Below are 13,116 nucleotides of genomic sequence, written 5' to 3'. Positions count from 1 at the left end.
GGTCCGCGCTACTATTTTCAATGAGTCGATTCGGTGCGTTTTTCCTGCTTCTGCTGGGCCTGCTGCTGGCTGGGCCGGGCTATGCCCAGCAACCAACGGCACCCGCGGAAAAAGCCGGCCCCGTAAAGCCGCGTAAGCTCACCCGCAAGGAGCGCAAAGAACTGGCGCGGCGCGCCGCCCTGGATGCCGCGTCCCGGCAACGGGTCAATCTGTCGGAGAAAGACCGGGAGATGAGTGAGGCCTTTTTTGTGGATGGGGTGCGGTTTCTGCTGCTGGAGGATTATAACAAGGCTTTGGAGCGGCTGTTGAAAGCCTATGCTCTCAACCCTACCAATGCGGCCGTTAATTATAAGATTGCCGAAACCAACCTACTGAGCGGCAACCTGAAAGATGCCACCAACTTCGCGCAGGCCGCCGTGAAGCTTGATCCGCAGAACCCCTACTATTACCTGCTACTGGCCCAGATTTACGCCTCGCAGAAGCAGTACGACGAAGCCGCCCAGACCTATACCACCCTCATCAAGACGGTAAATAACTCAGGTCCCTATCTGTTTAACCTAGCCGATTTATACCTGGCCCAGGGCAAGCTGAATGAAGCCTTGGCTACGTTTGAGGAAGCCGAGAAGAAGTTTGGCCCGCTGGATGAGGTATCGTTCAAGAAACAGCAGATTTACCTTAAGCAGAATAACCTGGATAAAGCGCTGCAGGAAGGCGAAGCATTAATTACGGCCAACCCCGACGAGGTACGCTACGTGCTGGCCCAGGCACAATTGTACGCCACCAACAACCGCCTGCCCGATGCCATTCGGGTGGCGGAACAGGCCCTCAAGCAGGACCCCGACAACCCGCGGGCCCACATGATTCTGGCCGATGTGTACCGGCAGCAGAAAAATGCCAAGGAGTCGGAGCGGCAGCTGAAGCTGGCCTTCGAAAGCCCGGCTCTCGATATTGATAATAAGGTGCGCATCCTGATTGACTACATCAAGCAGCTGCCCAACCCCGACCTCAACCAGACGGCCCAGGAGCTGGCTGCCATTACTACCCGAGTGCACCCGAAAGAGGCCAAAGCATTTTCCATTGCCGGCGACATCCAGACCGTAACCGGTAACCGCCGCGAGGCCCGTGAGAATTACTCGAAGGCTATCCGGCTCGATAACTCCCGCTACCAGATCTGGCAGCAGGTGGTGTTGATTGATGCCGAGCTAAACCAGGTGGATTCTCTTTTGGCGCACACCGGCCAGGCCCTGGAGCTGTTCCCGAACCAAGCTCCGCTATGGTTCTACAACGGGGTAGGCTACCAGCTGAAAAAGCAGCCGGCCAAAGCGGTAAAGTCGCTGGAGTACGGCCGCAAGCTGGCTACCGATAACCCGGAGCTGCTGGCCCAATTTGATACCCAGCTGGGCGACACGTACCACGAGCTGAAGGACTTTGCGAAGTCGGATGCAGCCTACGAAGCCGCCCTGACGTTCGATGCCAATAATGCGCAGGCACTCAACAACTACAGCTACTACCTTTCTTTGCGGGGTGAAAAGCTGGAGCGGGCGAAGGAAATGGCCGGCAAGCTGGTGAAGCAAAACCCTGATAACGATACGTACCTGGATACGTACGGCTGGGTGCTCTACCGCCTGAAAGACTATGCCGGCGCCCGCCTGCAGTTCGAAAAAGCCCTCAAAACAACCACCGATGCCACTGTGGTGGAACATTACGGCGACGTACTGTTCCAGCTGGGCGAAACGGATAAAGCCCTGACGGAATGGCAGCGCGCCAAGAAGCTGGGTGGTGCCTCTTCGCTCATCGACCGAAAGATCAAAGACAAGAAATTATATGAGTAACCGCCTTGTGCTGGTGCTGCTGAGCGCCCTGATGCTGCTGGGCAGCTGTACCCGCAAACTGCTGCCCGGCCGTAAGCCAGCCGCCACGGTACCCATGCCGGAAGCCATCAAGGTGGCTAACGTCGACTTTCGGTTCCTGGCCGCAAAAGGCAAAGCACAGTTCGGCGACCAGGGCGGCAACATCAACGTCCGCATCCGCAAGGACAGCGTTATCTGGATTTCGGCCTCGCTGGTGGGTATCGAAGGCGGCCGTATTTACATCACCCGCGACTCGGTGCAGGTGCTGGACAAGCTGCACAAGGAGTATTACGCCGGCGACTTTGAATACCTGAGCAAGCGGCTGAACGTACCCGTGAACTTTGCCACTATACAGGCGCTGCTGCTGGGCAACTACCTGGCTCCGCAAAGCGCCACCACCCAGCCCACCGTCACCACCGAAGGCCCTATGCAGCGCGTGAACTACGAGCAGGCCGGCCTACTGGTGCAACAGCTCGTGAACCTTGAAAGGGGCCGTATCCAGCAGCTGCAGGTACAGGCACCAGCCAACCAGAACACGCTGACGGTGGATTACTCCGACTTCCGGGCGCTGGAGCGCAACCCGCAGCAATTTGCCTTTAACACCCTCGTGCAGGTACAACAGGGCCAGACGCCGCCTACCACCGTAACTATTACCTACCGCTCGGTGGATGTAGACAAGGAGCGGCTGCAGTTCCCGTTCTCGGTTCCGAAAGGCTATGCGCGCAAAAAGTAACGGCTGGCTCCTGGGCTTGTGTGCGCTGCTGCTGTTACTGGCAGTGCAGCCGGCCTGGGCACAGCGCAAATCCAAGGCGCAGCTGGAGCGGGAGCGGCGGGCTACGCTGCGCCGTATTCAGGAAACCAGCCGCATTCTGGCCCAGACGCAGAAGCAGAAGCAGGCATCCGTAGGACAGCTCAATGCCCTGAAGGAAAAGCTGACGGTACAGCAGGGCGTCATCAAAAACATCAGCAACGAGCTGCATTACATCGAAACCGATGTGCACCAGACGGAAAACCAGGTCCAGCAGACCAAGCAAAGCTTGGAGCAGCTAAAGGCCGAATATGCCCGCCTGATTTACGCCGGCTCCAAAACGGCCAACGGCTACAACCGGCTAATGTTCCTGTTTGCCTCGGAGTCATTCAACCAGTTTCTGCTGCGCCTGCGCTACATCCGCCAGTACACTGAAGTTCGCCAGGCCCAGGCCGCCCAGATTACTCACACCCAGCAGCGGCTCAGCAGCCAGCTAGTGGGCCTGCGGGAAAAACAGGAAGAAAAAGGCAGCCTGCTCAACAATCAGATTTCAGAAAAGAAAAATCTGCTGACCCTTAAAACCCAGCAGGCCGAAGTGGTTACCAAGCTCACGCAGCAGGAAGAAGGCCTGCGCAAAGAGCTGGCGGCGCGTCAGCAGGCCGTAAGTCGTCTCGATAACCTGATTGCCCAGCGCGTGCGGGAGGAAATTGCCCGGGCGGCCCGTGCCGCCGCCCGACGGGCCGCCGCTACCGCGGCCGCCCGTTCCTCCTCGGCAGCCTCAGGCTCCAACCGTAGTCCTACATCCACGTCTCGCACCAGCCCAACGGCCGAAGCAGAAGCCGCGGCCGCCTCGGCCGCCGAACGGGTAGACCGCGTCACGCTGACCCCTGAAACGGCCGAGCTGGCGGCCTCTTTCCACGATAACCGGGGCAGCTTGCCCTGGCCGGTGGGTCGTGGGTTTATCAGTCAGCGCTTTGGCCGCCATAACCACCCGGTGCTGAAGAATGTAATAGTAGAAAACCGGGGCGTCGATATTCAGACCAGCGCGGGCGAGCCGGTACGGGCCGTGTTTGGAGGAAAAGTGCTAACCGTGGCCAGCGTGCCAGGCATGAACACCATTGTGATGGTACAGCATGGCGACTATTTCACCGTGTATGCCAAGCTCCGGAGCGTGAGTGTGAGTGAAGGCCAGACGGTGCAGGCCCGGCAGACTATCGGCACGGTTTCCACCGATGCGGAAGGCACCTCCGAAGTCCAGTTTCAGGTGTGGCACAACAGCTCCAACCTCAATCCCGAAAACTGGCTGGGGCGCAAATAACAGCCTGAATACGGCGAAAAGCGGGAGAAAAAAAAAAACACCGTGCAATGCGCGGTGTCTTTCTGAGCTATGAAAACAAACTTAGCTATCAGAATCCCTCCCCCAGCGTAGAGCGGCTCAATAAAGAGCGGCCACTATCCCCAGGGTTAATCCCCGATAACCGTTCGAAAGATACGGGGGATATCACCAGTCGGATGAGCAAATTCGCCGAACTGGTTTTTTCCCTCGGTGAAATATCCAAATCCGGATACTGCTGTTTCAGGGTCGGATTTTAAACCAGATTCAGCCGGTTCAGCAGGGCCGCTTTAAACGAGTTGCCGATTGGCACCGGCAATAGGGTGCTTCCCTGGTCGGCATTACGGCCGGCTTCCACAATCAGCGCATCACTTTCAATGGAAATGATGCGGTCCAGGCGCACAATATATTTGCGGTGGACGCGGGCAAACTCCCGGCTGGGCAGCTTGGTTTCTAACTCCTTCATGGTGCTGTACACGGTGTACCGCTCCCGGCCGGAATAAATGTTCACGTAGTCGCCCAAGGCCTCCACGTAGCGGATGTCCGAGGTTTTGACCCGCACCAGCTTATGGTCCTGCTTGATAAAGATTTCGTTCTGGCCTCCGTTCAGGTACAGGGATTCGGCCGCGTCATTCGCCATGCGTAACAGTCCTTCCAGTTTGGCTTTTTCCTCTTCCAGCTGCCGGTGCATCCGGCGCAGCTCCAGATGGGCCACCACCTCTCGCGCCAGAATGCGCAGGGCCTCCCGCTGCGCTGCATTCAGCCGCCGGGGCACCTGATCAATAGCGCAGATAGTACCCAGCGCCTGCCCTTCCGGCGTAATCAGCGGGAAACCGGCGTAAAACCGGATGTGCGGCTCCCCCGTCACCAGCTCGTTCTCCTGAAACAACGGATCCGCCAGCGCATCCTCCACTTCATAAAGCGAATCGGCCTGAATGGTATAGTCACAAAAAGCTATGTCCCGGGGGGTACTCTGCACGCCGGGCAGGCCGGTTTTGGCCTTGAACCATTGCCGCTGGCCATCCAGCAATGACACTAGTGAAATAGGCGTGTCACAGATAAATGCCGCCAGACGCACCAAATCATCAAACACCGATTCCGGCGGCGTATCCATAATCTGATAGGTTTCCAGCACCGCCAGCCGTTTCGCCTCCTCCAGCCTTGCAGGCTTCGACTTTGTTCTCCGGGAAGAAATCTGTTTTGTGGGCATTGGGCAATAGAGAGCAGGATACTGGAACGAGGGGAGTGAACCGAAAAACTTTTCTCAAAATAGCATATTGCTCAAGGCATTCCATAAGCTCAACCGCTGAATAAGTGCATTTAGCCGCCTAATGCCGGCCTTTTCTGGTTAGGGTTACTGCTACTGAATGAATATTCAATGAAAGGGCCAGCCCTGGTACCTGACGGGAGAGGAAGGAGGCAAAACGGGAACTGATTTTGAAATTATGCGGTACCTTTATCAATCCTAATGCGCATAAAGCTGCGTATAAGTAGCTTTGCCACCCCAAACCGGCCCCACGGCCTGCTCACTGTATGAATTTTGCCACTCTTTTACTTGGTATCGGCGGCTTAGGCGGCACCGAGATTCTGCTTATCGTTCTGGCTATTGTCCTGCTGTTCGGGGCAAAACGTATTCCGGAGCTATTCCGTGGCATGGGCCAGGGTATTCGCGAGTTCAAGGATGCGTCGCGGGATGAGAAGCCCGAGTTCCGTGACCGGCCGGTCAACCCCAATGATCCGAACGCTCCCCGCGTATAACTGCCCGTACTCATGCACACTCCTTTGTTTTTGTTTCTGGAAGGTATCGGTGGCGGTGAGCTGATGGTCATCGTACTGTTCATCCTGATTTTCTTTGGTGCCAACAAGATTCCGGAACTCGCGCGCGGCCTGGGTAAAGGCATCCGTGAGTTCAAGGACGCATCCCGCGAAATCCGCAGCGAAATTGAAAACGCCGGTGCTCCGCCGCAGCAGCCTTACCAGCAGCAGTTTCAGCAGCAGCCCTACCAGCAGCAGCAGCCCGTGTACCAAGCTCCTCCGGTAGCCGACGCGCCGGTTGCCGCTCCGTTGGCCCCGCCTATGGACGGTGGTATTACCCCTCCAGTAACGCCCGCTCCCGAAGCACACCCTCGCCCCGACCAGTTGAACTAAATCTTTATCGTCTTGAGACGTTTTAACTCCCTCACGGAAGTTCGCCACGAGCTGACGGCAGGCACTACGACCTGCCGTCAGCTCGTGGAGTATTATCTGGATAACATCCGCCGCAAAGAACACCTTAACGCTTTTCTGGAAGTGTGGCCCGAGGAAGCACTGGCGCAGGCTGATGCCGTGGACGCCAAGCTGGCCGCTGGCACAGCCGGCAAGCTGGCGGGCATGGTGCTAGGTCTGAAGGACGTGCTGGCCTACGAAGGGCACACCCTGCAGAGCAGCAGCCATATTCTGGACGGCTTCAAATCCTTGTTTACTGGCACGGCCGTGCAACGCCTGCTGGATGAGGATGCCATTATGCTGGGTCGTCAGAACTGCGACGAGTTTGCCATGGGGGCGTCCAACGAAACGTCTTATTTCGGACCAGCGCGTAACGAAATTGATCCTGACCGTGTACCCGGTGGCTCCTCCGGAGGTTCAGCCGTGGCCGTGCAGGCCGATATGTGCCTAGCTTCCATCGGCTCCGATACGGGCGGTTCGGTGCGCCAGCCGGCAGCGTTTTGCGGCATTGTGGGCTTCAAACCGACTTACTCACGCATTTCGCGCTACGGGCTGATTGCCTACGCCTCGTCCTTTGACCAGATTGGTACGCTGACCCGCTCGGTGGAAGATGCCGCGCTGCTGCTGGAAGTAATGGCCGGCCCCGACACCTTTGATAGTACCGTGAGCCAGCGGGAGGTGCCCGCCTACAGCCAGCAGCTCACGCCCGCCCCGCATTACCGCATCGGCTACATCAAGGACTGTTTGGAGCGGCCGGGCCTAAATCCGGAAATCAAGGCGGCGACTGAGCAGGCACTGGACCAGTTGCGTGCTCAGGGCCATGTGGTGGAGGCCGTGGATTTTCCTTATCTGGATTTCATTGTACCCACGTACTACATTCTGACCACGGCCGAAGCCAGTTCCAACCTGAGCCGTTACGACGGGGTGAAGTTTGGCTACCGCGCGCCGGATGCGACGGACCTGGAATCGTTGTACAAGAAGACGCGTGCCCAGGGCTTCGGCCCCGAGGTGCAGCGCCGCATTATGCTGGGCACCTTCGTACTGAGCGCCAGCTACTACGATGCATACTACACCAAGGCCCAGCGCGTCCGCCGGCTCATCAAGGAAAAAACCGACGAACTGCTGCGGGAATACGATTTTCTGGTGCTCCCCACCACGCCCACCACAGCTTTCCGCATCGGCGACGTGAACAAGGACACGCTGGCTATGTACCTGGCGGATATTTTCACGGTGCAGGCTTCTCTGGCGGGCGTCCCGGCTATTTCGGTACCTAACGGTACCGATGCGCAGGGCCTGCCCATTGGTCTGCAAATCCTGAGCGGGGCTTTCCGCGAGGAGCACCTACTGGCCTTTGCCGGTTCCGTAACGAAAACACTCACGCCCGCCGCAGTCTAGCCTGAGTCCCAGAACGAGTACCCTCCACCCTCGTGGCAAGCCTGACTCGAACGATTTTATGCAATTGTTCGTAGGGCTGCCAGTTGGTCGGCGGGTACTCGTTCTGGCTTTTCAGTAATTCTGCGCTATTTTTGAAAATACGCTGGGCTGAAACTCAGCGTTTTGTGTCTCTGGCTGCTTTGCCCCAGCTTCTATGTAAATGATGAAGAAGTCGTTGTTGCGCGTTGCGGTACCCATTTTACTGGCTTCGGCCCTGGCCCGGCCCTCGGCGGCGCAGGTGCGGCCCCAGCTGCCCCCTGTGCCACAGCCTGCCGCCCCCAACGACTCTGTGCAGGTGAACCTGGAGCTGCTGCCCGATTCGCTGGCCGCCGCACCTGCCCCCATCGACTCTTCCCGACTGGCGTGGCTACGCACTCCGCCGGAGCTACGCGACCTGGTGGGGGACCGGATCGGCTGTATTGATACAGAAATGCCGCATGCCTTCAACAACCACGTGCTGGCCTTTGTGCGGCTGTTCACGGAGCGGCAGCGTGGCTACACCCAACGAGTGCTGGAGCGCGAAAACCTGTATTTCCCGCTGTTCGAGAAGTACCTGGCCAAATACAACCTGCCCACCGACCTGAAGTATCTGGCCGTGGTGGAATCGGCCCTGATTCCGACGGCCAAATCACGGGTAGGCGCTACCGGCCTGTGGCAGTTCATGGGCCCAACCGCCAACGACCTGCGACTGCGCCGCGACGAGTGGGTGGATGAGCGCATGAACCCGGAAAAAGCCACCGAAGCCGCCTGCAAGCATCTGCGTTACCTGTACGGCGTATTTCACGACTGGGAAATGGTGCTGGCCGCCTACAACTGGGGTGCTGGCAATATGCAGAAGGTAGTGCGGCGCACCGGCAAGAAAACCTACTGGGAAGTGCACCCCAACCTGCCGGCCGAAACCCGCAACTACGTGCCCACCTTCACGGCCATCATGTATGCCATGAAGTACGCCAACGAGCATCAGCTGCACTCCCCCACCCTGCGCTACCAGCACGCCGAAACGATGGACACGCTGCAGCTGGGCGGCCGGGCTTTCGATATGACCCGCCTGGCCCGCGCCTGTGGCTACTCCGACTCCATGGCCTTGATGCGGCTGAACCCGGAGCTGCGCAAGCCGTGGCTGCCCACCGGGTATCGGCCTTATACAGTGCAGCTGCCCGCCGCCGCCCGCCCGGCCTTGGCTGCTGTGGACCGGGAAACGCTGTTCGACTATTGCCAGCCCCAGGCTGAACTGCCCGCTCCCCTGCCTTTGCGCTCCGTAGTGCTGGCCGGGGTAGAGCCATTTCCGGCGCGCGGTAGCGCAGTAGCAGCCTCCGGTACCGCAACGCAGCCGCGCTACCGCCGGGTGCGACATACGGTGAAGCGCGGCGAAACGGTAGCTTCGGTGGCGGAACAGTATGCCGTGAGTTCGGCCCAGGTACGGCGCTGGAATGAGCTTGGCAGAAGTAACTCCCTTTCTTCGCGTCGGCAGGTGGTAATATTTGTGCCCCAGGCTCAGACTACCGAGGCCCCTGCTCCGCCACGTAGCGCCACCGCCGCAGTACCACCAGTGAAGCGCCCGGCTCCGACGCGTCCGGCAAAAGTTGCACCGCTGCCCGAGTCTGAAGATACCACTGCCGCACTGGCCCGTACAACACCGTCCCGGCAGACAGTGCGCACCACGACCCGAAAGGCACTGTCGGCAGAAGCAGTTGCTGCTAAAGTGACGGAAGTGGATGACAGCGTACCCGCTACCTACCTGGTGCGCTCCGGTGACTTTCTGGAGAAAATAGCCCGTACGCATCACCTCACCATTGCCCAGCTGAAAGCCTGGAATAACATCAAGGGCGAAACCGTGCAGCCCGGCCAGAAACTCAACCTCAGAGCCACTGCCGAAGCCACTGCCGAGCTGGCCGCCGCCACCCGTGAGATGGCCACACAGCGCCCAGCCACCCGGCCGGCACCTGCTGCCACTGGCGGCAGCCCGATACCGCAGGTGCACCTGGTGCAGCCCGGCGACACGCTGTATAATATCTCCCGCCGCTACCAGGGCCTGACCGTGGAGAAGCTACGGGAGCTGAACCACCTCCAGTCGGATGAGGTAAAGCCGGGTCAGAAGCTGATTGTGCGCAGCTAAGCCTTGGCATAAGATTAAGCTGTACATCAAGCCCCGAGCCCATCTGGTTCGGGGCTTTTTTCTATCCGGGCGGTGAGGCGTACCTTTGACGCGGGTTGATTTTGCCCCATCTTGCTTCCTTGCTCTTTTTCAGGAAGCCCACCCACCGCCCCGCGTATGCTGAAAATCAATAAACAGGACGCCCTCAACTACCACTCGCAGAGCCCTGCCGGCAAAATTGAGGTAATTCCCACCAAGCCCGTCAGCACCCAGCTGGATCTGGCCCTGGCCTACTCGCCGGGCGTGGCTGAGCCCTGCAAGGCCATTGCAGCCAACCCCGACGATGTATATAAATACACCGCCAAAGGTAACCTGGTGGGTGTTATCAGCAACGGTACCGCGGTGCTGGGTCTGGGCAATATCGGCCCAGACGCCTCCAAGCCGGTAATGGAAGGGAAAGGCGTACTGTTCAAGAAGTTCGCCGGCATCGACTGCTTCGATATCGAAATTGACGCCACCGACCCCGACGAGTTTATTCGCATTGTGAAGTCGCTGGAGCCTACGTTTGGCGGCATCAACCTGGAGGACATCAAGGCCCCGGAGTGCTTCCGCATCGAAACGGCGCTGCGGGAGCAGATGAACATTCCGCTGATGCACGACGACCAGCACGGCACGGCCATTATTTCCTCAGCCGCGCTGCTGAATGGCTTGGAGCTGGTGGGCAAGAAGATTGAGGAGATTAAGATGGTGGTGAGCGGCGCGGGTGCCGCCGCCATCAGCTGCCTGCGCCTGTACGTGGCTCTGGGTCTGAAGCGGGAAAACGTGGTGGTATTCGATAAGGACGGCATCATCACGCCCCAGCGTACCGACCTGGCCGAGCTGCAGCTGCAGTTTGCCACCACCCGCGCCATCAGCACCATGGCTGAAGCCTTGGATGGAGCCGACGTGTTCCTGGGCCTCTCGGCGGCCAACGTGCTGCCGGCCGAGCTGCTGCTGAAAATGGCCCACGACCCCATCGTGTTTGCCCTGGCCAACCCCGACCCGGAAATTGCCTACGAGGTGGCTATGGCTACCCGCCCCGACATCATTATGGCTACCGGCCGCTCCGACCATCCCAACCAGGTGAACAACGTGCTGGGCTTCCCCTACATTTTCCGGGGGGCGCTGGACGTACGGGCTACCGAAATCAACGAGGCCATGAAGCTGGCCGCCGTGAAGGCGCTATCGGACCTGGCCAAGGACGCCGTGCCGGACATGGTGAACAAGGCCTACGGCGACAACACGCTCAGCTTCGGGCGCACCTACCTGATTCCGAAGCCTTTGGACCCGCGCCTGATTACGGCCGTGAGTCCGGCCGTAGCCAAAGCCGCTATGGACAGCGGCGTGGCCCGCATCCACATCGACGACTGGTTTGCCTATGAGGACGAGCTGCGCGCCCGTCTGGGCGTGAACCAGAAGCTGATGAACCGCATCACGCAGGCCGCCCGCAGCAACCCCAAGCGCGTGGTCTTTGCCGAGGGCGACACCTACAAAATCCTCAAAGCCGCCCAGATTCTGCACGATGAAGGCATTGCCCTGCCCATTCTGCTGGGGAACCGGGAGAAAATTGCCCGCATTGCCGCCGAGAATTCGCTGGACCTGGAAGGCTGCCAGATCATCGATATTCTGCAGGAGGAAGCCAAGCGCGAGGAGTTTGCCAACCTGTTTTATGAGAAGCGGCAGCGCCGGGGCATTACGCTCTACGAAGGCCGCCGCCTGCTGCGCGAGCGGAACTACTTCGGCTCGATGATGCTAGAAACCGGCGAGGCCGACGCCTTCATCACCGGTTTGAGCAAGGATTACGGTAAGAGCATTGTACCGTCGTTGCAGGTAATTGGCGTGGCCGAGGGTGTGAAGCGCGTGGCGTCCATGTACATCATTCAGCACAAGAAAGGCCCGTTCTTCTTCGCCGATACCACCGTGAACATCGACCCCACGGCCGAGGAAATGGTGGAAATCATCGGCCTCACGGCCCGGGCGGTGAAGTTCTTCGATGCCGAGCCCAAGGTGGCCGTTATCAGCTACTCCAACTTCGGCTCCAACCCCGGCGAGCTGCCCGACAAAGCCCGCCGCGCCACCGAGCTGGCCAAAGCGCGCTTCCCCGAGCTGATTCTGGACGGGGAAATGCAGGCCAACACCGCCCTGAACCCCGATTTGCTGCGTGAGCAGTATCCCTTTTCGGAGCTGGCCGCCCACGGCGGAGCCAACACGCTCATCTTCCCGAACGTGATTAGCGGCAACATCGCCTACAAGGTCATTCAGGAAATTGGCGGGGCCGAGGTAATCGGGCCCATCCTGATGGGAATGCGCAAGCCGGTGCACATTCTGCAGCTGGGCGCGTCGGTGCGCGAAATCGTGAACATGGCCGCCATTGCCGTGGTAGACGCCCAGCAACCCGACGGGAAAGGGCTGTAGAATATTGCGCCGACGCTGGCAGGGAACTGCACTACCCGTCGCTCCCAACTTGTCAATCCTGAAGCCTCAACTGCTACGCTGGCAGTTGGGGCTTCTTTTTTATCGTCCTCCTCACGGCTTCTTCATCTGATAACTTTCAATGTTTTGATTCCGACCAAAATCGGCGCAACTTGCCCAAACGGCCGCGTGTTGCATGGCGGCAGCTAATTTCGTTGGAACCACTAATTGGTTTGGCACAAAAGTCCGTGCGCTGGTGTTCTGCTGGTTCTGACAACTCCCAACTTCACCACCCCGCATGATTGCCTACGTCGACGGTAAACTCGCTTATAAAGACCCCACCCAAGCCATTCTGGATGTAAATGGCATCGGCTACGAAATCCGGATTTCGCTGGCTACCTACTCCAAGCTGGCCCCCGAGGGCGAAAAGGCCAAGCTCTACACCTACCAGCACATCAAAGAAGACGGGCAGACGCTGTACGGCTTTCTGGACCCCAACGAGAAGGCGCTGTTTATGCAGCTGATTTCGGTGTCGGGTATCGGGCCGGGCACGGGCATTGTGATGGTATCGTCGATGTCGGTGGGTGAGATTCGGCAGGCTATTGTGAACGAGGACGTGCGCTCCATCCAGAGCATTAAGGGCGTAGGGCCCAAAACCGCCCAGCGGGTGGTACTGGAGCTGAAAGACAAGCTCCGCAAAGACGAGCTGCTGGCCAAAGCCGGCATTGATACCGTGCCGCTGGCTAAGGCGCACAATACCAACCGCAGTGAAGCGTTAGCAGCCCTGGTAATGCTGGGCTTCGCGCGGGCGGCGGCCGAGAAAACCCTCGACCAAATTCAGCACAAGCACGGTAACGACCTGAGCGTGGAGGAATTGATTAAATTCGCTCTTAAGTCTCACTAGGCCAGATTCGTTTTTAGTTGTTTGGTGCTCGTTTTTGCTGCTTTTCACCGGAAGCCGCTGGGCTTTCCATGTGGATGAAGGCGTGACAAAAACGAA

The 13,116-nt window shown here is 58.9% G+C and carries 10 protein-coding genes; 9 read left to right on the top strand and 1 reads right to left on the bottom strand.

Annotation, left to right across the window (positions count from 1 at the left end; genetic code table 11):
- Positions 1-20: 20 nt before the first annotated feature.
- From EI291_RS01725 to EI291_RS01715, 3 genes are read left to right on the top strand one after another with little or no spacing between them, the layout of a single operon-like run.
- Positions 21-1,832 (top strand): tetratricopeptide repeat protein, encoded by a 1,812-nt coding sequence (locus EI291_RS01725; protein WP_125417536.1) that lies wholly within the window; start codon positions 21-23, stop codon positions 1,830-1,832.
- Complete coding sequence (locus EI291_RS01720; RefSeq protein ID WP_125417535.1) at positions 1,825-2,583, top strand: DUF4292 domain-containing protein; 759 nt, start codon at positions 1,825-1,827, stop codon at positions 2,581-2,583. Before EI291_RS01725 ends, EI291_RS01720 begins: the two co-directional genes overlap by 8 nt.
- Positions 2,567-3,916 carry a murein hydrolase activator EnvC family protein gene (locus EI291_RS01715; RefSeq protein ID WP_125417534.1) on the top strand — a complete coding sequence of 450 codons (1,350 nt, stop codon included), beginning with the start codon at positions 2,567-2,569 and terminating at the stop codon, positions 3,914-3,916. The genes EI291_RS01720 and EI291_RS01715 overlap by 17 nt, the downstream gene beginning before the upstream one ends.
- A 271-nt stretch (positions 3,917-4,187) precedes the next feature.
- On the opposite strand, the gene EI291_RS01710 is transcribed toward EI291_RS01715, so the two are convergent.
- The gene (locus EI291_RS01710) at positions 4,188-5,141 is read right to left on the bottom strand and encodes a GAF domain-containing DNA-binding protein (protein WP_125417533.1); all 954 of its coding nucleotides are present in this window, start codon (positions 5,139-5,141) and stop codon (positions 4,188-4,190) included.
- Positions 5,142-5,464: 323 nt separating this feature from the next.
- On the opposite strand from EI291_RS01710, the gene EI291_RS01705 reads away from it, so the two are divergent.
- From EI291_RS01705 to ruvA, 6 genes are all read left to right on the top strand, one after another.
- Positions 5,465-5,689 (top strand): twin-arginine translocase TatA/TatE family subunit, encoded by a 225-nt coding sequence (locus EI291_RS01705; protein WP_205701552.1) that lies wholly within the window; start codon positions 5,465-5,467, stop codon positions 5,687-5,689.
- Positions 5,690-5,701: 12 nt separating this feature from the next.
- Positions 5,702-6,079: a Sec-independent protein translocase subunit TatA/TatB gene (locus EI291_RS23390; protein ID WP_125417532.1), complete on the top strand. Its 378-nt coding sequence runs from the start codon at positions 5,702-5,704 to the stop codon at positions 6,077-6,079.
- A 12-nt stretch (positions 6,080-6,091) separates the two neighbouring features.
- The gene (gene gatA, locus EI291_RS01695; protein ID WP_125417531.1) at positions 6,092-7,531 is read left to right on the top strand and encodes an Asp-tRNA(Asn)/Glu-tRNA(Gln) amidotransferase subunit GatA; all 1,440 of its coding nucleotides are present in this window, start codon (positions 6,092-6,094) and stop codon (positions 7,529-7,531) included.
- Between the two features lie 199 nt (positions 7,532-7,730).
- A complete protein-coding gene (locus tag EI291_RS01690) occupies positions 7,731-9,686 on the top strand; it encodes a LysM peptidoglycan-binding domain-containing protein (protein ID WP_125417530.1) in 1,956 nt (651 codons plus the stop codon).
- Between the two features lie 156 nt (positions 9,687-9,842).
- Positions 9,843-12,119, top strand: coding sequence for an NADP-dependent malic enzyme (locus tag EI291_RS01685; protein ID WP_205701551.1), 2,277 nt, complete (start codon positions 9,843-9,845; stop codon positions 12,117-12,119).
- Between the two features lie 295 nt (positions 12,120-12,414).
- A complete protein-coding gene (gene ruvA, locus EI291_RS01680) occupies positions 12,415-13,020 on the top strand; it encodes a Holliday junction branch migration protein RuvA (protein WP_125417529.1) in 606 nt (201 codons plus the stop codon).
- The last annotated feature ends 96 nt before the right edge of the window (positions 13,021-13,116 follow it).

Source organism: Hymenobacter rigui, from assembly GCF_003944715.1.
Taxonomy (GTDB): domain Bacteria; phylum Bacteroidota; class Bacteroidia; order Cytophagales; family Hymenobacteraceae; genus Hymenobacter; species Hymenobacter rigui.
The sequence above is the reverse complement of the archived record's forward strand: the minus strand, read 5'-3'. Positions and strand labels throughout refer to the sequence as shown.